Here is a 19,057-nt window from a genome sequence, read left to right on the forward strand (position 1 = left end):
ACAGAGGCTATGATAGCCAAATTTTTTGCTTTAGTTCTAAATTTGATTTATTTCTCTATGGGTCGATGGTGGAAAATCATTAAAAATAGCACTTTGTTAAAGATCCGCTTATCTTTAGCTTTTCTCTTAGCTGTTATCATCTCATTTTTCTTATTGGCTAAAGTCGTTCCTAGCGGCAAAATTGTTTATAGTCGGGACTATTCACGTAGCTTTTTCGGTTTAGGCGGCCAAGGCTTCTTAAGCCTTTTTAGCCCAGCTGACAGAATTGACGCGATTTCTGGCGCCTATCCCCGTTTTCTGGCCGACCCGATCTATTTTTCTGTTTTTACTCCGCGGCGTTTTGAGAGGGCGCGCTTAATTATTAAATATCAAGACGCTTTATCTGATAACACCCCGCTTATCGAGGCCGGTGTTTTGAAAGACAAGATGATTTGGAGTTACCAGATGAAGCCGATAGAAAATAAAATTTTGGATTCATTATCTTGGCCGTCCTTGCGCGATGGATCCTTAGTCTTGTACCAGCGTTCAGAAAAAGTTAAAGATCTTTCTGTCTTTCAGCAAGATGTCGCGGGCCGAAATGATTTAGCCCTTTATAATTATACTCTGAACAAGCGTTTTTATTTGCCGGATTATCAGGCCGGGCAGTCAAGCCGGATAGTAGCTTCGGCTCTGCGGGGGCCTTACCAATTTTATACCTATATTGATAACGAGAGCTTAAATTTTATTTTCTATTTTCAAGACCTCAACCAAAATTATGATTTAAAAGGTGACGGTATTAATATCGTAGTCAGAGACCAAGCCGGAAAAAATATTTTAAGCCGTGAGATTTCTGATGACGGCATTATCGTTGATAGCGGTGATTTAGGCCCCGAGAAAATCAGCTCTTTTATCATAAAAGATTTACCCCGGGGAGTTTATAGGATTGAAGTTAAAACTAACGACGATATCCTGACTAAGAAAATAATTAGCACGCAAAGCAAGCTCTCCTTCATTAATAAGGTTTGGCTAGAAGATTCAGATTCAGGCTCGAAATCCACGGAGATTTATACTAACGCCGACTATATTAAGGCGACCGCTTTTGGAGCCTCCGGCTTGCAAAACTTATTTTTCCAGGATAAGGCTTATAAGATTGATGCTCCTTTTCAGCAGTTTAGTTTCAAGACCAAGAACGGGTCGGGGGCTGGAGCTTACCGGATCAACGCTAAGCCCAAGAATCTTATCTTGGAGAATAACGGAGTCTTCGCTTTCAGTCCTGAGGCCTTAGTGATCCCAGATTTCCCTAAAGTTGATGGTAATTGGTCGGATAGTCCAGAAATTAACTATATATTAGCCGAATATGAACAGCCCCAGAGCTTTGGCGAAGATAAATTGGCAGTCTTAGATTTTGATCTCAGCGATGCTTACCGAGAAAAAGGCAAATATGGTTTTATGATATCCATTCCTGGCCTTTATGCCGATAATCAGAATCGAGCGGCTATTGGCTTGGATCCCGCTTATCTCCAGGTTAAAGAAATCAGAGTAGAGCTGGCTGGCCAGAGTTTGGGCCAAAAGATTAAAGAATTGTTTAAGCGTTTATATGATTAATCGGTTAAGGATTTTACAGGGGGTTAATCATCCTTGGTGGCCAGTAGTCGCTCGGGAATTATTTTATTTTTTCTTTTTCACTTGGGTGATTTTAAATCTGATGGAAATTATTTTTTCTAAGATCGTCTTGGTTTATTTTAATTTAAATTATTTATTTTTAGTCGCGGTTATTTTCGGCTTAGCTAGCTTAGTCCAGCCCAGAGCAGAAAAGAATAATCCTTAATCTATTATAATATGTCTTTATCTAATTTTTTAAAGCCCTCAGCAATTGTTTTGGTCGGCGCGTCTTCTCACCCTGCTAAGATCGGGCACCAGATTTTGAAAAATATCATTAACTCCGGTTTTTCAGGCAAGATTTATCCGGTAAACTTAAAAGGTGGAAGATTGTTGGGCTGGAAGGTCTATCAGAGTCTAGAAAAACTGCCGTCATTAAAGAAAGTGGGGGCCTTGGTGGTGATAGCCATTCCCGCTCCCTTAGTTCTGCCTGAGGTCGAGCGGGCCGGCCGCCTGGGCTTCAAGAATCTAGTGATTATTAGCGCCGGTTTCAGGGAAAGCGGTGCTGAGGGTGTAAATAGGGAAAACCAGCTTAGAGATTTGGCCCAAAAGTTCCATTTGAATATCTTAGGACCGAATTGTTTAGGATTTATAAATAATCGCTTACCTTTGAATCTGTCCTTTGCCCAAGCCCTGCCCGCGAGCTCGGGTCAGTCAACCGGCTTAGCCTTCTTATCTCAGTCTGGCGCTTTAGGTAGCGCCTTGCTTGACTGGTGCCGCGCCAAAAATCTGAATTTCGAACTCTTCATCAGCTTAGGTAACCAAACAGTTCTTTCGGATAATGATTTTTTAGAGCTCATTTTAAATGATAAGTCGATCAAGGCGGTCTATCTATATTTAGAAGAGATTACCGCCGGGTCAAAATTCATTTCTTTAGTATCGCGCTTGTCTAAGCGCAAGCCGGTATTTGTATTGTTATCTGGCTTAACTGAACAGGGGGCACAGGCGGCCAAATCTCATACTGGTTCTCTATTGGGCTCATCCTCTTTGGCAAAGCTGGCCCTAAAAAGAAGTGGCGCAGTCATCTTGGAAAATTTGAGCGCCCTATTCAACAGTTTAGAGTTTTGGTCGTCTCAAAAATGGTCCGGTGATTCGCCGGCAGACCTTTTTATTGTTTCTAATGCCGGCGGTCCGGCGGTTTTAAGCGCGGATGCCGCTGCTCAGCTGGGCTTAACTTTATCACCCCTGTCTCCTGGTTTAGCTAAAGAAATGAAAAGGCGCTTACCAATGCTCGATAATTACAACAATCCTTTAGATATTTTAGGCGACGCCGATCCTCAGCGCTATGAGCTGGCTCTTAAGACTATTTTTGCCAAGCAGGCGAAAGCTCAAGTTTTAGTTTTATTAACTGCCCAGACCATGACTGACCCGATGTCAGTGGCCAAGGTGATGGTTAAAACAGCCAAAGCCTACCCAAAACAAAGTCTCGCGGCTAGCTTTATCGGGGGTGCCGCCGTCCAAGCCGCTAAAGACTATTTAAGCAAGAACAACATTGCGGTCTTTGCCAGTCCGGAGGAATTTTTAGGTGCTTATCAAAAATTATTTAACTATATTAAGGGCCGGGCAAGCCTCCAAATTTATGTAGCACCTAAGTCTTTAAGCAAAAAACCTATTTTAGCCCCTGCCGGCTTTTATGATTATATCGGTTCTTTAGAATTGTTACGTTCTTACGGAATCAAGGTAATAAAAACTATAAAATATGCAGATTGGCGGCCAGGAGTCCTTAAGTTCCCCGTAGTGCTGAAGGCCGTCGGTCCGGACTTCGTCCATAAAAGTGAAAGCCGCGCGGTCATCCTTAATCTTCCTGATGATCAAGCGCTTAAGGCGGCGGTTCGGCGTTTAAACCTGTCTTTCAAGAGACAGTTACGCTCCCCGCTTAATTATTTCGTAGTCCAAGAGAGTGGCCAGGGGCGCCAAGAGATGATATTAGGCTTCAAGCGAGACAAGGTCTTCGGTCCAGTCTTAATGTTTGGCCAGGGGGGTATTTATACTGAAGTTTTTAAAGATATCGTTTTTAGCTTGCCAGGCTTTGATCAGAAGCAGGCTTTAGAACTGATTAAGCAGTTAAAGATTTACCCGGTATTAAATGGAGCCAGAGGACAGAAAGCTTATGACCTTAAAGCTTTGATCCAAGCTATTTTAGATTTGAGCCGCTTAGCACTGGAACATCCAGAAATAAAAGAGCTAGATATCAACCCCTTGTTTTTAAAGGATAAGGGCGCCCTAGCCGTTGATGTCCGTATTATTATTTAATATGTATCAAGGCCAAAAAATCATCGTGGTTCTGCCGGCTTATAATGCCGCCAAGACGCTGACCCAGACGGTTAATGATCTGCCGTCTTTAGTGGACCAGGTTATCCTAGTTGATGATTTTAGCCATGATGAAACCGTTAAGATTGCTCAAGACTTAGGCTTAAGTATTGTTCGCCATGCTAATAATAAAGGCTATGGAGCTAACCAGAAAAGTTGTTACCAGGCGGCGCTGGAGCAGGGTGGTGATATTATTGTCATGATTCATCCCGATTATCAGTATGACCCTAAATTAGTTAAATATTTTGCTGAGTTTATCGGTGATGGTTATTTTGATGTGATGCTCGGCACTAGGATCCGGTCGCGCCGTGAAGCCCTGGCTGGCGGCATGCCTTTATATAAATATTTATTTAATCGTTTCTTGACCATTATTGAAAATTTAGTCAGCGGTTTAAACCTTTCAGAATGGCACACCGGCATGCGGGCCTACAAGAGAGAAGTTTTAGAAAAGATTGCTTGGTCGAAAAATTCCAACGATTTCGTATTTGACTCCCAGATACTTTTTCAGATCGCTGCTCAACATTATCGGATCGGGGAAATCCCGGTACCGGTTAGATATTTTCCCGAAGCTTCATCGATTAATTTTAGACGTAGTTGCCGCTACGGCCTAGGCACCCTGGCGGTTGTATTGAGTTACTTGATTAATAAAGACCGGTGGCGCGGTCATTAGCATATATGAAATTTAATTTTTTGAACAAGCTAGAAAACAACGTTAATCCTGGTTCTTTTTGGTTACGCCGCTGGCGGCCCTTTGCGCTTTTTTTGCTTTTAGCCCTGCTAGTTTACGGCCAAACCCTATTTTTTGATTTTTCTTATCTAGATGATAATAGTTTGATAATCGATAACGCCCTTATCCTTGATCAAGCCAGCCTGCCCGACCTCTTTTCTTATGACGTTTTTTTCTCTAACGAAAGATTTTACTATCGCCCGATAATGTCCTTATCTTTATGGGTCGATTTTAAGATAATGGAAGCTTTACCCTTTTGGTATCATCTTACTAATGTTTTATTGCATGTATTAGCTGCCAGTCTGCTTTTCGTCTTTTTGCAGAAACTAAATATTAGGCGTGTCTTAGCTTGGTGGGCTTCAGTCATATTTTTAGTTCATCCAGCTTTGGCTGCCGCCGTCGCTTGGGTCCCGGGTCGTAATGATTCTCTTTTAGCGGTTTTTGTGTTAGCCAGCTTTATCGCTTTAGATAGGTTCTGGCGCAACGCTAGCTGGAGCGCTTGGATCTGGCACGCGATCTTTCTGATTTTAGCCTTGTTCACTAAAGAGAGCGCCGTATTCCTGCCCATTCTCATGTCAATGTATTTGGTTTATTTTGCAGATTTGAAATTAAGGAATATCTGGCGTCGGAATGAAAACTTTTTATCCGAAGATAGCGAGAAGCCAGCCCTTATTTCTGCTTCTAATCTCGAAACTCAAATTAATCCTTCAGCTAAAAAAATAATTGTTCTCGTCTGTACTTGGCTGACGGCTTTAGTTGTCTGGTATCTGCCCCGTAGCATTGTTTTAGAAGGCGCAAGTCTAGGATTCAAGCCTTTGGCCTGGTCGTTTTTTACCAACCTGCCTGGGCTTTTCCTTTATCTAGGTAAGATAGTTTTCCCTTTGAACCTATCAACCTTTCCGACAGTAATTGATTCGCCTTGGTGGCCAGGTTTGTTCATTTTAATCTTGGCGGTAGTGATATTTTTCCGTTGGTCGCCTCAGGCCCGTCGCCCTTACCTGATTTTTGGTTTAAGCTGGGGATTTTTATTTATAGCTCCGTCTCTGCTTAATCCTAACTATAGCCGCGATTTGCCCTTTGCCTTTTTAGAGCATCGTTTGTACCTGCCTTTCATCGGGGCTCTAATAGTCTTATTAGAACTTGATTTTGTCAAAGCTTTGAACTTCAAGAGGGCTGGGGTTAAGATCGGATTAGCCCTTTTGCTTTTAGTTTTTATCTTGCTCACCCTTGATCATAGCCGTAATTATCGCGATCGCTTCGCTTTCTGGTCGAGCGCCGCGACCGCGGCCCCCCACTCCGCTTTTGTCCGGTCTAACCTAGGGGCGATGTATTATTTGTCCGATGATCTTTTCAATGCCGGTAAGCAGTATCAAAAAGCTTTAGCTCTGAATTACAAAGAGCCGATGACTCATAATAATCTGGGGCTGGTTTATTTAGATCAAAAAAAATACCCTGAAGCTGAAAAAGAGTTCAATCTAGAATTGGCCTACAATCCCAATTATGATAAAGCTTTGTTTAATCTGGGGCGCTTATATTATTTGCAGAAGCGCTATCTGGAGGCCGCCTATTATTGGCAAGCAACTCTCGTGATTAACCCCAGCTATTATCAGGCCTATCAGTATTTACTTTTAGTAAGGGATAAAATAGAATAGAAGTTTGGAGGTCCCATATTTATGTTTAAAAAAATTTTCCGCCAACAAATAAATAGCGTGACCGTCGCCGCGGCTTTAGTGGCCTTGTCATCTTTAGCTTCCCGCGCCTTGGGCGTTTTGCGTGACCGAATCTTGGCAGGGCGCTTTGGTGCCGGGCTTGATTTGGATATTTATTATGCCGCTTTCAGGATTCCTGACTTGATTTTTAATCTCTTAGTCCTGGGCGCTTTGTCAGCCGGCTTCATTCCGATCTTTTCCAGCTTAATCAAAGACATGAAATGTGATCGCCGGGTATGCTATAGTGACTCTCCTAACCGTGAAGCCTGGTATTTAGCCGCTAACGTGTTAAATATTTTAAGTCTAGGTTTGATAATCCTTTCTTTAGCGGGCGTTATTCTGGCCCCGCAGATTATCAGCCTGATTACTCCTGGTTTTAGCCTTGAGGCTAAAGCAAAAACGGTGGAACTAACTAGGTTGATGTTTTTGTCGCCTATCTTTTTAGGGATTTCTGGAGTCTTGGGCGGAATTTTGCAATCATTCAAACGTTTTTTCTTATATTCCTTGGCTCCGATATTATACAATCTGGGGATTATTTTCGGGGCCCTATATTTATCCGAAGATTTTGGGATGCTAGGCTTAGCTTGGGGGGTAGTGATCGGCGCTGCTCTGCATATGCTCGTTCAGATGCCCACTGTTTTCGGTTTAGGCTTCCGTTATCATTGGCGCTTTGACTTTAAGGATTTTAAAACCAGGCAGATTGGCCGGATGATGGTGCCCCGGACCTTGAGTTTGGCTATTTCCCAGATTAATCTGGTAGTGACGACAATCATTGCCTCCAGCTTGGCTAGCGGGTCGTTGTCGGTTTTTAATTTTGCTAATAATTTACAGTCTTTCCCCATCGGTATCTTCGGCATTTCTTACGCTGTCGCAGCCTTTCCTGCGCTGGCAGCCGCTGCTTCCGACCGGGAAAAGCTAAAGCAGAATTTTTCTTTGCCTTTTCGGCAGATATTATTTTTCATTATCCCGGCTACCGTTTTCTTGATTACATTAAGAGCCCAGATTATCAGAGTGGTGTTAGGAACGGGTGAATTTGACTGGCGAGCCACCGTTTTGACTATGGATTGTTTAGCAGCCTTCGCTTTAAGTCTGTTCGCTCAAGCGACCATCCCGCTTTTAGTGAGAGTTTTTTATGCCCGACATAATTCCAAAACGCCTTTTTATCTCGGTCTAGTTACGGTGATAATTAATATTGTGCTGGCTTGGTATTTAGCACCGATCTGGGGCGTCACCGGCTTAGTTTTAGCTTTCTCTGTCGCTAATATCATCAATTTTATCCTCCTAGGCGTTTGGCTTTATAGTGAAGTCGGGGATTTGGATATCAGGAAGATCTTGGGGTCCTCCCTTAAATTCTGTGTCGCCGCTATCTTGGGTGGCACAGTTTTGCAATTAGCGAAGTTAGCGGTTTGGCCCTTTATCGATATGACCAGGTTCTCAGGCGTCTTTATCCAGCTCTCGGTTTCTCTGGGTTTAGGCCTTTTGGTTTATCTGATGACTTGTTATTTCTTGCGCAGTGAGGAATTATTCGGCCTTTTAGCTTCCCTGAAAAACCGTTGGCCTTTCCGCAAGGTAGAGGTTGAAGACCAGGGAGAGGCCCGAGGCGTCTAATTGACCAAAATAGTTAAATAATTTAAGATAAAGGTAGGCCTTAAGCGATATTTAAATGTCGCTTTATTTATATTAAAAACATGTCAGATTTAAGTAAAATTAGGAATTTTTGCATTATTGCGCATATTGATCATGGGAAGTCGACTTTGGCTGACCGGATGTTGGAAATTACCAATACGGTCGAGAAGAGAAAGATGAAAGATCAGCTTTTAGACGGGATGGATATTGAAAGGGAGCGTGGAATTACTATTAAGTTACAGCCGGTCACCATGGAATATCAGGGCTATAAACTCAACTTGATAGATACCCCCGGTCACGTTGATTTCTCTTATGAAGTGTCCCGGTCTTTAGCGGCGGTGGAAACGGCGGTTTTGCTAGTGGATTGCACTCAGGGCATCCAAGCCCAGACTCTGGCCAATTTATATCTAGCTTTAGAACAGAACCTGACCATCATTCCGGTAGTTAATAAGATTGATTTACCGGCAGCGGATGTAGATAAGACGAAGCATGAAATTATCAAGCTGCTTGGGTGTCGGGAAGAAGAGATAATTTGCAGCTCTGGCAAGACAGGCGTCGGGGTGACTGATATCTTGGAGGCGGTGATTAAACATGGGCCTCAGCCTGCACTTAATGAATCTGATAATGATTCCCGCTATCCTCGGGCGCTCATCTTCGATTCTAAATATGATGAATATAAAGGTGTGGTCGCTTACGTCCGGGTGTTTAACGGGGAACTAAAAAAAGGCGATAAGCTGAGACTTTTGGCGACGGCGGCAGAAAGTGAAATTCTTGATGTTGGCATCTTCCGGCCCGACTATTTTTCTACCGGCACTCTGCAGGCCGGCGATATCGGTTATGTGATTACCGGTTTCAAACAAGTAGCTGAATGCCGGGTAGGGGACACTTTAACTGCTAATATCGGCACCAGCTTTAACGCCCAGGTTAAGCCGCTATCTGGCTATAAGGATGTAAAGCCCATGGTGTTTGCCGGAATATTTCCTAAAGAAGGTAATGATTTTAAGGAACTCAGGGAAGCGATGGAAAAGCTTAAATTAAACGATGCCGCTTTAGCCTATGAGCCTGAACGTTCTGATGCTTTAGGCTTTGGTTTCCGTTGCGGCTTCTTAGGGCTTTTGCATTTAGAGGTTTTTCAGGAAAGATTGCGCCGGGAATATAATTTAGATCTGATTGTGACTATCCCCAGCGTTGCCTATCGTGTTTTCAAAACTGATGGCGAAGAACTGATTATCCGGACTCCTCAGCGTTTGCCTGATCCTAGCATGATTGGCCATATTGAAGAGCCTTGGGTCCTTTTGGATATTGTGACTCCTAAATCTTATCTAGGTAATATCATCAAATTAACCCAGGAGAAAAGAGGGGTATATAAAAATACGGAGTATCTATCAGATGAGGGTGAAAATAGCCGGGTTCTCCTGCATTACGAGATCCCGATGGCCGCAATCCTGACTGACTTCTACGACAAGATTAAGAGCGTGTCTGCCGGCTACGCCTCGATAAATTATGAGTATTTAGATTATCGGGAAGCTGACGTGGTCAAGATGGATATTTTAGTGGCGGAAGACATTATCGAATCGCTAGCCACTATAGTTTATCGCGACCAAGCGTTCAGAGAGGGTAAGGAGATCGTCCAGATTTTAAAAGACACTTTGCCCAAACAGATGTTCGTGGTAAAATTACAAGCAGCGATTGGCGGTAAGGTCATCGCGGCCGAACGTTTGTCAGCGATGCGCAAAGATGTGACCGCTAAGCTCTATGGCGGCGATGTTAGTCGGAAACGCAAGCTTCTAGAAAAGCAGAAGAAGGGTAAGAAAAAAATGATGGCTGCCGGCAAGGGTAGCGTCGATATACCGCCAGATACTTTTGTTAAGATTTTAAAACGATAATCAATTTATGAAACGCAAAAAGATCGTCAAAGCGATTTGGGTAGTTATCTCGGTCATGGTAGTCTTATCAATGATTACCTGGACCCTAGGGATCGGCCTCTTATAAAATAAAGCCCTATGAAGCAATGGCAGTTAGCGCCACTCGCGCCGTCTGAATTTATCCAGGCCAACCCCGGCGTTAATCCCTTATTATTGCAGCTCCTGTATAATCGGGGCCTAAAAACCGAAGCCAGCCTCCGGTCTTTTTTAGATAAGCGTCTTGACGCTGATAAGGTTCTGAAACTCAGTGGCAATGATGGTCTAAGCGCTGACGACTTATTATTTTACGATCCCTTCCTATTCAAAGACATGGCGGCTGTTGTCGACCTGATTATTTCCCATATCAAATCAGGCCATAAGATCCTAGTCTATGGCGATTATGACGCTGATGGTGTCACCTCCACCGTAATATTATTGGAAACCCTGAAGATCTTGAAAGCTGAGGTAGATATTTATTTGCCCGATCGGGTCAGTGAAGGCTATGGCTTAAATAAAGCGGCTATTGAAGTCGCAGCTGAGCAGGGAAACAGATTGATTATCACGGTTGATAACGGTATCCGCAATTTCGCTGAAGTCGCCTATGCTAAGAGCTTAGGCTTAGAAGTGGTTATCACTGATCATCACATTTTGCCCGAGAATCCTGAGGAAGTTCCAGATTGTCTAATAATTAACCCTTCGGATCCGCGTAACAACTATCCCTGGCCTTTGTTGGCCGGAGTGGGCACAGCTTTCAAGCTGATAACCGCCTTGCTCCATAAGGCAAACTTACCCTTGAATCAGAAGCGGCTAATCTTGGAAAAAAGCCTTGATTTGGTAGCGATCGGTACGATTGCTGACTTAGTCAGCCTTTTGGGCGAGAATCGCCTGTTGGTGCAAAAAGGCTTAGAGGTTCTAAATCGCGGCCAGCGCTTAGGCTTAAATGAACTTATTAAAGTTTCTAAAATAAATGGTGGCAAAAAAATCGAAGCTTGGAATGTTGGTTGGCAGATCGGTCCTCGCCTTAACGCCGCTAGCCGTATCGGCCATGCCAACAGCGCCTTTTCTTTACTCACCACCAATGATCCCGAAGAGGCTAGGATGCTAGCCCAAGAGCTTAGTCAGCGGAATTCTAGTCGCCAGCAGATTACCGAAGAAATTATTTCCCAGGTAGATAGCCAGGTTGATAAGGAGAATATTCCTTCTTTGATTATTGGCGTTTCCGGAGACGATCAGAATTGGAATGAAGGCGTCATCGGCTTAGTAGCTGGCCGGATTTGCGAAAAGTATTATCGCCCCTGTTTGATTATAACCAGGATTATCGAAGAGGCCTCTCTTGATCCGGAGAGCGGGCGCTTGGTCGCTAAGAAAGTTAGTTTCAAAGGTTCTGGTCGCTCGATTGAAGAACTTAACCTGATTGCCGCTATTGAAGATAGCGCTGAGTTTTTAGATAAATATGGCGGCCATCCCATGGCTTGCGGTTTTTCCATTGCTAGCCAAGAGAATCTAAATGGATTCATTAAGAAAATAAGCCAGGCGGCCGATGTTAAGCTGGCTGGCCAGGAACTTCAGCCTAAAGTCAAAGTCGAAGCTGAATTGAAGATGGATGAACTCAGTCTTGATTTAGCTGAAGAACTGAGCCAATTAGCCCCCTATGGCCAGAATAATCCTCAACCTAAGCTCTTGTCTCGGCAGCTGCGCCTGGATGATATCATGACCATGGGCTTTGAGAACCAGCACATCAAATTTAGGGTGTCTTCCGGACGGAGTAGCGCCTGGGCTCTAGCCTTTGGTGCGGCGGGGGAATATAAAGATTTTCAGGTGGGCGACCTGGTTGATTTAGTCTATTATTTAGAGATCAATGATTTTAACGGCCGCCGGGAAGTACAGCTCAAGATTGTTGATATGAAATTGGCAGATAGGGGCGGCGATAAGTAATATAATTATATGAAATTATTCATCTACACTGATGGTGGCGCCCGTGGCAATCCTGGTCCGGCGGGCATCGGAGCCGTGATTTACGATGAAGACAAAAAAGTCATAGCCGAGGTGTCGGAATATTTGGGGGTAGCAACTAATAATCAGGCGGAGTATAAAGCCGTGATTGCCGCCTTAAAGAAAGCCAAAGAGATGGGTGGCACAGAGCTATCTTTTTATTTAGATAGCGAGTTAGCTGTGAAGCAGCTAAACCGGGAGTATAAAGTAAAAAACAAAGACTTGGCGCCTTTGTTTTTAGAGGTATATAATTTAAGCTTAAGTTTTAAGAAAGTCTCTTTTTCTCATATCCGCCGCGAGTTCAATCAGGTGGCAGATAGATTGGCTAATGAGGCGATGGATAGGGGAAATTAATATCTTTTAGTATATAATCTGCCATCAGAATGACTGTTGGCATATTTTTTTACTGTTTCAAAACTCATTGAGCTACTAACACAGTTGCCTGGTTCTTTTCCTGAACCTCCGTGGCAGTCCCCGAATAATCCTTTGCCCATATAGATAATAACATGCCCACTGCCTTTTTTATTATTTTTTGGTGCCCAACCAACCATATCTCCTGGTTTGAGGCTTTCTAGCTTTTGGTCCCAAACTTGTTGGTCTTTAAATATGTCAGCGCTTCGGCCACCGGTATCTCGACCAGTGGCACATTTAAAAACAAAGGAAGAAAAGCTGGAACAATCTAAGTAAACGAAATTTCCTGGCGCTGATTGTCCTCGCAATTTCTGGCTGTAAGTAACTTTACCTTTTGCCTTTTTTACAATCTGCTCCACTGAATCCTGATTACAGTTTACACCCAACACAGAGGCTATACCGGTTACATCAAGTGATATTCCTGGCGACTCGTTATCGCCTTCAAGCTCTATTTCCTCTATGTATCCCAGAGACAGGGCTTTGAATTTTGTCAGGTCAGGATTGATCTGGTAGAGGATTACATAAGAACAGAGAAGAAGCACCAAGCCGCTAATACTGCCGATGATTAGTTCTTTGGATTGGGTAATTTTGGAAGCGTCGCCACCAGAAACCAGCCAGATTATACCCCCAATCATCAAAACTATGACGGCTGCAATGCCGGCGATGCCGACGGCGTATTTATAAACACCCCCGATATATTCACCTATCCAATTAACCTTGCAGACCGGAGGCGTGCCGGTACATTTGGCTTCGGAGAAATTAGCCATGCCCGGTATTTTTATGGCTAATTCCGGGATTTTGAATTTAGGCTGTTCTGCTTCTGGCGCCGTCGCATTATTTGTTAGTTGGCCATTGGTAAGAGAAAAATTTCCGATATCACAGCAACATTCTGCTTTTATTAATCCGCATGAACCTTTGCCGGTGCAAGCGCCAAGGCCGCCAACAGTTCCTCCTAAACTATAGCAAAAATCAGCTGTTGTTTTATGTATTGAGAGATCATTGCATTGCCAGCTACAGGTTGCAGCTGAAGCAACACTAGATAGGGATAAGCCCAATATGCAGAAAAATAGTATCATTATTGTCTTTTTACCATTTTTCATATTTTGTATTTCCTGATATTCTCATCCGCTAGGCTTTGGATATATTTTATATCATCCGGTTTTAAATGTTTAAATCTTCCTTGGGCTTTTAAATATTCTTCTACGGGAATAGGCTTAGATTCTTTCTTGATGCTAGAAGAGCTTAATTTCCCCTCCGTATACTCTAGTAAAGGATAGAGGGCGGTCTGAACGGCTAGTTTACCCATTTTGACTGCCTCATCATTGTTTATCTTCCAACCGGGCATACAAGGAGAAAGAATCTGGATATAGCTCGGGCCTTGGATGGCCAGGGCTTTTTTAATTTTGTTAGTAATATCATCGGGAAAGCCAGCCGTGCTTTGGGCTACATAATTTAGACCATGAGCCAAGGCAACCGCGAGCATGTCTTTTTTTCTTTGCGCTGAACCGATGGATTTTAGACCATCAGGAGTGGTGGTAGTGCTAGCTCCATAGGGAGTGGCTCCGGAAGCCTGGATGCCGGTGTTGGAATAGGCTTCGGTATCATAACAAATGTATAGGATATTTTCTCCTCTTTCCCACATACCGCTGATTAAGCCGAAGCCAATATCAAAAGTGCCGCCATCACCAGCTTGTACGACTACTTTTGTTTTATTATCTCCCTTCTTATTCAAAGCGGCCAAGATGCCGGAAGCGACCGAAGCAGCATTCTCGAATAAAGAGTGAATCCAGGGTAGGCCCCAGGCGCTTTGCGGATATGAGGTTGTAGTTACTTCAAGACAACCAGTAGCATTGGCGATAATAACATCTTTATTTAAAGCTCTCATGACCGCCTGAGCGGCGACCATCTGGCCGCAACCCGCGCAGGCATTATGGCCAGGCGAGAGGAAGGAATTATTTTTATTTAACATATATCTCTGTCCCCTAGTTTTTTATTGGCAAATATTTGGTCCATTTAATTTAAGCTTACAGTCGCCATGACTTTCAGAACCGCATTTACAAGTGAGGTTATTATCAGAATTACAGCATTGGTAGTTTTCCCAGTTTGCGCTGCCACACTCAGAACCAAAAAGTTTGCAACGTTGACAGGTTTTATTTAGGCAATAACCCGCGATATTTCTGAATAAGATTTGTTCGCCGTTAACATTTGCAAACTCATCAAAAGCACAAGAAGATTCATCTGCTAGCTGAGCGCAAGCCTCAGCCGCGCTGACAATAGTTTCTGGTGGTTCCGGTTGGGCGGCCGCAGTTTCAGCTTCGGCGCATTTATAAGCGCTGTTTTCTGGTACTTTAACGTATTGAGTTCCGCAGGCAATGCAGTCGCCACCGTGAGGTGCACCAGTATTCCCCGAGCCCATTGAACTCCCCATATAGGTTGCCCATTTGCAATAGACGTATGAATAATCTGCTGGAGACTGCTGGCAACAACAAATCTGTTGTCCGGGAACTTCAGCTTTTTTAACCGAACATTTAGCTAGGCCAGCCTCTATTTTATTCATGCATTTATTATCTTTCCAGGCACACATAGCTATCGCGTTACAGGTTGAAGAGGCCACGGCGTCTTCGCATGATACGGCCGAATCTATGTTAAGGTTCTTTTCTTTAATCTGGGTGACATTTTGTATCTTGAATTTAAGAAGATCGGGATTAATCGTATTAAGTAGTATCCAAGAGCAGAGCAGTAAGGCCAGGCCAGTGATGCTGCCACCTATCAGGTCTTTGGCTTGCCCGACTTTACCGGGGTTGCCTCCGGATGTCAGCCAAATGATGCCGGCAATCATCAAGACGATTACCGCTACGATACCGACAATCGCTAAAGCATAGTTATAAAAAGCGGCCACATATTCTCCTATGTACACAGTGCTACTTGTAGTCATGGATCTTGGCGCGTCATTTTGGAAATTGGAGCCAGGGATGCTAATAGAGGTTTTGAGTTCTATCGGATCGGCTGCGCTTGCTGGGTTGGGAGAAATTAATAAATTAAAGGTTCCTATAATTACAGTAAATAGAACCAAAAGAAAAACAATTGTTGTTTTTTTCTTCATATATTAAATAATTATCCCCAAAACTTCACTTCCTTTGCTTTCTTTTTGGAAAACTTAACTATGTCTTTAATAATCTTCTGAGTGACATCACGGCCGCCGAGGCCGACAATATGGTTAGTGATGTTTAGCTTATGCGTTCCTAACCCAGCCTTGATATCGCTATACAAAGGCCCCATTTCCCCTAAGCTAATCGCTTTTTCTATGACAGCTAAATTTTTGGCTTTAGCTAGGATCTTATTTATTTCCTCTTTCGGGAAGGGCCGGTAGCTTTTTATTTTTAATAATCCGACATTTTTCTCTTTTTTAATGGCTTCTTGGATGGTGCCGGTAACTGAACCCATGGCGGCAATTACCAGATCGGGGGCGTTGGGGCCGTAGTATTCAACTAAGCCATTGTCAATTTGCGGTTTGAGAGCGCTTAATTCTTTTCTTTGGCTAAGCTTTTTGTATAAAACATACTCCTGTTTTATTATACTTTGGCTAGCTAGCAAATCCTGATGCAGTTTCTGTCTGGTCTCTTGGTAATATTCTGGCGTAAAGAAGGCGCCTAGGGTGATAGGTAATCTAGGATCAAGGTAGCTGCCCAGGGTAGGGTTGTAGTCTGGCAGATATCTTCTGATTAGTTTGCTATCGGGAATGATGACATTCTCATAAGAATGGGTGATGATAAAGCCATCGACATTAACCATCACTGGCAGGTTCAGTTTTTCTGCCAGCTTATAGGCGATGACGTGAAGATCGACTGCTTCTTGGTGGTTAGCGGCAAAGAGAAGGATCCAGCCGGCGTCGCGGATAGCCATAACGTCGCTTTGGTCATTAAAGATATTAATCGGAGCGGAAACGGCGCGGTTGGCACAGGTCATAACTATCGGCAAACGCAGGCCGGCAATATTAAAAACCACCTCAGTCATTAGCAACAGGCCCTGGGAGCTAGTCGCGCTATAGACGCGGCTACCGGTAGCACTAGCCCCGAGGATAATCGAGGCGGCTGCAAATTCACTTTCAGCTCGGACATATTCATAATTAGCCTGTCCTTCAGCTTTATATTTAGCCAACGTTTCTACGATATGGGTCTGGGGTGTAATCGGATAGGCAGAAATTACGCTTGGTTCCAAATTTTTTATCGTCTGAGCGATGGCTTGCGAGCCTTCGAGTAATTGAGTTTTGTTTAGAGACATAATTTTAATAGTCTTTTTCCATACTGATAGCCTTGACCGGGCATTCAGCCGCGCAGAGGGCACAGCCTTTACAATAATCGTAATCAGTAATCGGGATGTTCTTATCGTTTCTTTTAACCATTGTGATACAAGCTTCAGGGCAGACCTTAGAACACAAAGAACAGCCAATACATTTCTTGTAATCCGTCTGCGGCCGAAAACTGCGCCAGGGGCCGGTTTTATTATCCAGGGATGAATTCGCTTTGACGGCGGGAATTTTGTTTATTTTTTTGGTTTTGGTCTTCATATGGAAAAAGCTTTAAGGGCGGCTTGGATATTCTGGCTGACAACTGCCTGGCCTTTGCCGCTGAATTTATTTTCCATAGCTTTTTTGATCGAGGCTAGGCTAATCAGCTGGCTATAGCGAGCCAAGGCTCCTAACAGGGGAGCGTTAGCCAGATTTTTCTTGAATATTTCTATAGCGATAGCGGTGGCCGGAGTGATAAATATGTTTTTTTCCGTAATCAACCCTTTGTTTTTGCTAGATTTTTTAATAATTTGGTATATTTCTTTAGCGCTTAGGGAGCTGTTAACTATTATTTTAGTATTTTTCTTAGCTCCAACTAGAACGTCTACGCTGTTAAGCAGGCTGTCATCTTGGATAATCAGGATATCCGGTTCGTAAATCTGTTCCCGATTGTTTATCGGTTTATCATCCAGGCGGACGAAGGATTGGATAGGGGCGCCACTCCTTTCTACACCGAAAAGAGGGAAGGCTTGGGCATAGCGTCCTTCATTAAAAGCGGCTAAAGCAATCAGCTCGGCCGCCGTGACTACGCCCTGGCCGCCGCGGCCATGGATGCGGATTTGGATCATAATTTTTACTGGTTTAGATATTTTTCTATTAAGGCGTTAAACTGTTCTTTTTCCATATGTCCGGTGACGCGATGGCGGCCGATGAACCAAGTCGGTGTTTTTTCTACTCCCAAAGCCTCACCATCTTCCAGATTAGCCCGGATATTGTCTAAATAGGCTTTGTCGTTGAGACAAGCGCTAAAATCGTCAGTGTTAAGTTTGAGGTCTAGGGCTAGGGACCTGAGATTGATGTCTAAATCGGCTTCGCTAGCCTTGAGACTGTCTTGGTTGGCAAATAGAGCGTCATGCATCTCCCAAAATTTTCCTTGGGCGCCAGCACACCAGGCTGCTTGCGATAAATCGATCGATTTTTCGCTGATGACCGGGAAATCGCGGAAGATAATCTTGACTTGGTCCTTATATTTTTCTCCGGCTTGCCTGATTACTTCTGATAGTTGTTTGCAATAAGGGCAAGCGAAGTCAGAGAATTCAACAATAATCAGCTTAGGGCTTCCGGCACCTAAGTAATAATTATTTGCGCCATATAAGGTGGCCTCGGCTTGTTTTTGTAAGATTAAATTCTGGCTGTCAGCTCTTTCTTGGTTGATTCGTTTAGCTTCGTTTATGACATACCAAAAAGACAGGGCCGCAATTATCATAATCAACGCCAAAATCCCGATTAGTACCTTTCCCCAGGGTTTTTTATACCAAGGCCTCAGGGTTTTTTGGTGGCGAGATTTCATCTCCGCCAGCTTGATTCTATCTTCTAAGCTCATTGAAAAATAAGTTAAGATTAACTATACTTTTATTATAACATAAAGCCTGAAAAAAGTAATGAAATATATGAAGATAATCTCCTGGAATGTGAATGGTATTAGGGCGATAGCTAAGAAAGGCTTGTCCGACTTTTTGCAAGCGGCCCAGCCAGATATTATTGGCTTGCAGGAGACGAAAATTTCTGACGCCAAGAAGGCAGAACATGATTTCGGCTTTAAGAATTATCAGGAATATTGGTTCGGAGCGGAAAGGCCTGGCTACAGCGGCACGGCTTTGCTGGTCAAGAAGGGGGTAAAGGTCTTATCGTACAAAAGCGGCTTCGGTCAGAAGGAGTTTGATCGTGAAGGGCGAGTCCAGATTTTAGAGCTCGATAAATTATATCTGTTGAACGTTTATTTTCCCAACGCCAATGCCGAGTTGAGTCGCTTGCCTTATAAGTTAAATTTTAATGCTTCGCTTTTATCATATCTAAGGCGTTTATCTAAGAAGAAGCCGGTCTTGGTGATGGGTGATTTTAATGTCGCTCATCAGGAGATAGATTTGGCGCGGCCTCAGGCTAATATCGGCAGCGCTGGCTTCACCCCGGAGGAACGCCGCAGTTTTCATAAATTCTTAGAAAAGGATTTCATAGATTCTTTCCGTCATCTTTACCCTGATAAGATCCAGTATTCTTGGTGGAGTTTCCGGGCGGCCGCCCGGGAGCGTAACGTTGGTTGGCGGATTGACTATATCATCATATCCGCTAAACTAAAAAAACACCTGAAACAAGCCTTTATTTTGGATAAGGTGACTGGTTCCGACCACGCACCGGTTGGTGTAGAATTAGAGTTTTAAAAATTACAATTTTT

17 protein-coding genes are annotated in these 19,057 nt (G+C 43.6%); 10 read left to right on the forward strand and 7 right to left on the reverse strand.

The genetic code is table 11. The features are described from left to right. Nucleotides 1–9 precede the first annotated feature (9 nt). From WC441_00295 to WC441_00335, 9 genes are all read left to right on the forward strand, one after another. A complete protein-coding gene (locus tag WC441_00295) occupies nucleotides 10–1,584 on the forward strand; it encodes a hypothetical protein (GenBank protein MFA5162950.1) in 1,575 nt (524 codons plus the stop codon). Continuing rightward, entirely contained in the window at nucleotides 1,577–1,807 is a 231-nt protein-coding gene (locus tag WC441_00300; GenBank protein MFA5162951.1) for a hypothetical protein, read from the forward strand. The genes WC441_00295 and WC441_00300 overlap by 8 nt, the downstream gene beginning before the upstream one ends. A gap of 11 nt (nucleotides 1,808–1,818) precedes the next feature. Beyond that, nucleotides 1,819–3,891 (forward strand): acetate--CoA ligase family protein, encoded by a 2,073-nt coding sequence (locus WC441_00305; GenBank protein MFA5162952.1) that lies wholly within the window; start codon nucleotides 1,819–1,821, stop codon nucleotides 3,889–3,891. Beyond that, nucleotides 3,872–4,618: a glycosyltransferase family 2 protein gene (locus WC441_00310; GenBank protein MFA5162953.1), complete on the forward strand. Its 747-nt coding sequence runs from the start codon at nucleotides 3,872–3,874 to the stop codon at nucleotides 4,616–4,618. The genes WC441_00305 and WC441_00310 overlap by 20 nt, the downstream gene beginning before the upstream one ends. Nucleotides 4,619–4,623: 5 nt before the next feature. Continuing rightward, nucleotides 4,624–6,327: a tetratricopeptide repeat protein gene (locus WC441_00315; GenBank protein MFA5162954.1), complete on the forward strand. Its 1,704-nt coding sequence runs from the start codon at nucleotides 4,624–4,626 to the stop codon at nucleotides 6,325–6,327. A 21-nt stretch (nucleotides 6,328–6,348) separates the two neighbouring features. Then, nucleotides 6,349–7,992 (forward strand): murein biosynthesis integral membrane protein MurJ, encoded by a 1,644-nt coding sequence (gene murJ / locus WC441_00320; protein ID MFA5162955.1) that lies wholly within the window; start codon nucleotides 6,349–6,351, stop codon nucleotides 7,990–7,992. 80 nt (nucleotides 7,993–8,072) lie between these two features. Further along, nucleotides 8,073–9,896, forward strand: coding sequence for a translation elongation factor 4 (lepA, locus tag WC441_00325; GenBank protein MFA5162956.1), 1,824 nt, complete (start codon nucleotides 8,073–8,075; stop codon nucleotides 9,894–9,896). A 117-nt stretch (nucleotides 9,897–10,013) separates the two neighbouring features. After that, the gene (recJ, locus tag WC441_00330) at nucleotides 10,014–11,849 is read left to right on the forward strand and encodes a single-stranded-DNA-specific exonuclease RecJ (protein ID MFA5162957.1); all 1,836 of its coding nucleotides are present in this window, start codon (nucleotides 10,014–10,016) and stop codon (nucleotides 11,847–11,849) included. 9 nt (nucleotides 11,850–11,858) lie between these two features. Continuing rightward, the gene (locus tag WC441_00335) at nucleotides 11,859–12,260 is read left to right on the forward strand and encodes a ribonuclease HI family protein (GenBank protein ID MFA5162958.1); all 402 of its coding nucleotides are present in this window, start codon (nucleotides 11,859–11,861) and stop codon (nucleotides 12,258–12,260) included. On the opposite strand, the gene WC441_00340 is transcribed toward WC441_00335, so the two are convergent. The 7 genes from WC441_00340 to WC441_00370 are packed head-to-tail and all read right to left on the reverse strand — an operon-like array spanning nucleotide 12,257 to nucleotide 18,208. Continuing rightward, on the reverse strand, nucleotides 12,257–13,417 hold the full coding sequence (locus WC441_00340; GenBank protein MFA5162959.1) for an NlpC/P60 family protein: 1,161 nt from the start codon (nucleotides 13,415–13,417) through the stop codon (nucleotides 12,257–12,259). The two genes, WC441_00335 and WC441_00340, sit on opposite strands and share 4 nt — an antisense overlap. Next, the gene (locus WC441_00345; GenBank protein ID MFA5162960.1) at nucleotides 13,414–14,286 is read right to left on the reverse strand and encodes a thiamine pyrophosphate-dependent enzyme; all 873 of its coding nucleotides are present in this window, start codon (nucleotides 14,284–14,286) and stop codon (nucleotides 13,414–13,416) included. The genes WC441_00340 and WC441_00345 overlap by 4 nt, the downstream gene beginning before the upstream one ends. Nucleotides 14,287–14,307: 21 nt before the next feature. Then, the gene (locus WC441_00350; GenBank protein MFA5162961.1) at nucleotides 14,308–15,420 is read right to left on the reverse strand and encodes a pilin; all 1,113 of its coding nucleotides are present in this window, start codon (nucleotides 15,418–15,420) and stop codon (nucleotides 14,308–14,310) included. Nucleotides 15,421–15,431: 11 nt separating this feature from the next. Beyond that, entirely contained in the window at nucleotides 15,432–16,598 is a 1,167-nt protein-coding gene (gene porA / locus WC441_00355; protein MFA5162962.1) for a pyruvate ferredoxin oxidoreductase, read from the reverse strand. Nucleotides 16,599–16,602: 4 nt separating this feature from the next. After that, nucleotides 16,603–16,884, reverse strand: a complete 282-nt coding sequence (locus tag WC441_00360; GenBank protein MFA5162963.1) for a 4Fe-4S binding protein — start codon at nucleotides 16,882–16,884, stop codon at nucleotides 16,603–16,605. Continuing rightward, a complete protein-coding gene (locus WC441_00365) occupies nucleotides 16,881–17,453 on the reverse strand; it encodes a 2-oxoacid:acceptor oxidoreductase family protein (protein ID MFA5162964.1) in 573 nt (190 codons plus the stop codon). Before WC441_00365 ends, WC441_00360 begins: the two co-directional genes overlap by 4 nt. 5 nt (nucleotides 17,454–17,458) lie before the next feature. Next, entirely contained in the window at nucleotides 17,459–18,208 is a 750-nt protein-coding gene (locus WC441_00370) for a thioredoxin domain-containing protein (protein ID MFA5162965.1), read from the reverse strand. 67 nt (nucleotides 18,209–18,275) lie between these two features. Here WC441_00370 and WC441_00375 point away from each other — a divergent pair, with 67 nt between their 5' ends. Continuing rightward, entirely contained in the window at nucleotides 18,276–19,043 is a 768-nt protein-coding gene (locus tag WC441_00375; protein ID MFA5162966.1) for an exodeoxyribonuclease III, read from the forward strand. Nucleotides 19,044–19,057: the final 14 nt, after the last annotated feature.

This window comes from Patescibacteria group bacterium (genome assembly GCA_041651355.1).
Lineage (GTDB): Bacteria > Patescibacteriota > Patescibacteriia > Patescibacteriales > UBA12465 > JAPLVX01.

Coding starts and splice junctions, on each gene's coding strand:
- WC441_00335 (MFA5162958.1), top strand. CDS start 11,859: ATGAAATTATTCATCTACACTGATGGTGGCGCCCGTGGCAATCCTGGT.
- lepA (MFA5162956.1), top strand. CDS start 8,073: ATGTCAGATTTAAGTAAAATTAGGAATTTTTGCATTATTGCGCATATT.
- WC441_00360 (MFA5162963.1), bottom strand. CDS start 16,884: ATGAAGACCAAAACCAAAAAAATAAACAAAATTCCCGCCGTCAAAGCG.
- WC441_00300 (MFA5162951.1), top strand. CDS start 1,577: ATGATTAATCGGTTAAGGATTTTACAGGGGGTTAATCATCCTTGGTGG.
- WC441_00350 (MFA5162961.1), bottom strand. CDS start 15,420: ATGAAGAAAAAAACAACAATTGTTTTTCTTTTGGTTCTATTTACTGTA.
- recJ (MFA5162957.1), top strand. CDS start 10,014: ATGAAGCAATGGCAGTTAGCGCCACTCGCGCCGTCTGAATTTATCCAG.
- WC441_00315 (MFA5162954.1), top strand. CDS start 4,624: ATGAAATTTAATTTTTTGAACAAGCTAGAAAACAACGTTAATCCTGGT.
- WC441_00345 (MFA5162960.1), bottom strand. CDS start 14,286: ATGTTAAATAAAAATAATTCCTTCCTCTCGCCTGGCCATAATGCCTGC.
- WC441_00365 (MFA5162964.1), bottom strand. CDS start 17,453: ATGATCCAAATCCGCATCCATGGCCGCGGCGGCCAGGGCGTAGTCACG.
- WC441_00295 (MFA5162950.1), top strand. CDS start 10: ATGATAGCCAAATTTTTTGCTTTAGTTCTAAATTTGATTTATTTCTCT.
- WC441_00375 (MFA5162966.1), top strand. CDS start 18,276: ATGAAGATAATCTCCTGGAATGTGAATGGTATTAGGGCGATAGCTAAG.
- WC441_00370 (MFA5162965.1), bottom strand. CDS start 18,208: ATGAGCTTAGAAGATAGAATCAAGCTGGCGGAGATGAAATCTCGCCAC.
- murJ (MFA5162955.1), top strand. CDS start 6,349: ATGTTTAAAAAAATTTTCCGCCAACAAATAAATAGCGTGACCGTCGCC.
- porA (MFA5162962.1), bottom strand. CDS start 16,598: ATGTCTCTAAACAAAACTCAATTACTCGAAGGCTCGCAAGCCATCGCT.
- WC441_00340 (MFA5162959.1), bottom strand. CDS start 13,417: ATGAAAAATGGTAAAAAGACAATAATGATACTATTTTTCTGCATATTG.
- WC441_00305 (MFA5162952.1), top strand. CDS start 1,819: ATGTCTTTATCTAATTTTTTAAAGCCCTCAGCAATTGTTTTGGTCGGC.
- WC441_00310 (MFA5162953.1), top strand. CDS start 3,872: ATGTCCGTATTATTATTTAATATGTATCAAGGCCAAAAAATCATCGTG.